At 68.0% G+C, this 1,002-nt stretch carries 1 protein-coding gene; it reads right to left on the bottom strand.

Annotation, left to right across the window (positions count from 1 at the left end; all coding sequences use genetic code 11):
- Positions 1-879, bottom strand: an 879-nt coding sequence (locus ABEA24_RS53330; protein WP_345444763.1) for an IS481 family transposase, incomplete at its 3' end; no start/stop codon positions are given.
- Positions 880-1,002: the final 123 nt, after the last annotated feature.

Below are 1,002 nucleotides of genomic sequence, written 5' to 3'. Positions count from 1 at the left end.
GTGATTGTAGGCATGTAGCCAGTCGGGGAAGGCCTGGCGTCGTTCGGTTTCGGTTCGGTAGGGGCGGGCGTAGGCCCATTCTTCGAGCAGGGTGCGGTTGAAGCGTTCGACTTTGCCGTTGGTCTGAGGCCGGTAGGGGCGAGTGCGTTTGTGGGTGATACCGGCGGCGGTCATGGCATCGCGCCAGGGCGTGGATGTGTAGCACGGGCCGTTGTCGGTGATCACTCGCTGCACGGTGATGCCGCAGGAGGTGAAGAATGTCTGGGCGCGGGTCCAGAACGCGGCGGCGGTGTGTTTGCGTTCGTCGGTGAGGATCTCGCTGTAGGCCAGCCGGGAGTGATCGTCGATGGCGGTGTGGATGTAGCTGTAGCCGGCTCCGGAGCGGGTCTTGCGCCCGGCCGGGCGGCCGAGGACCTTGTGGCCGCCGCCGTCGGGGATGTTGCCCAGCTTCTTGATGTCGACATGCACCAGTTCACCTGGCGCGGCGCGCTCATACCGGCGGATCACACGGCCGGTCGCGCGGTCCATCCAGGTCAGCCGGTTGAGCCGGTAACGCACCAGCACCCGGTGCACGGTGGCGGGGTTCAACCGCAGCAGGCCGGCGATCCGTGCGGGGCCCCAGCGCCGCAACACCCGCACCTTGATGATCCGCCGCTCGATCCGGGTCGGTGTGCGCCGGGGGCTGGAGTGCGGGCGGCTGGACCGGTCGGCCATCCCCGCCTCGCCCAAGGCGCGGTAGCGGCCGGCCCACCGCTGGGCCGTCGTGGGTGAGACCTGGAAGCGTTCGGCGGCCCGCCGCAACGGCCAGCCGTCCTCGACAACACAGCGGGCCAGGCGTAGACGTCCGGTCTCGCTCAGGGGTGCGTTACGGTGCGGCATGAGGGCCTTTCTGGTCGCCGGTGCAGATGTCGCAATCCACACCGAGCCAGAAGGCCCTCACCCATTACAAGATCATCGACCTCGTGTCGCCGTCACCAACCTCCATGGTCAGTACACCTAGGG

This window comes from Actinoallomurus vinaceus (genome assembly GCF_039542055.1).
GTDB lineage: Bacteria > Actinomycetota > Actinomycetes > Streptosporangiales > Streptosporangiaceae > Actinoallomurus > Actinoallomurus vinaceus.
This window is presented reverse-complemented; position numbering and strand designations above follow the sequence as displayed.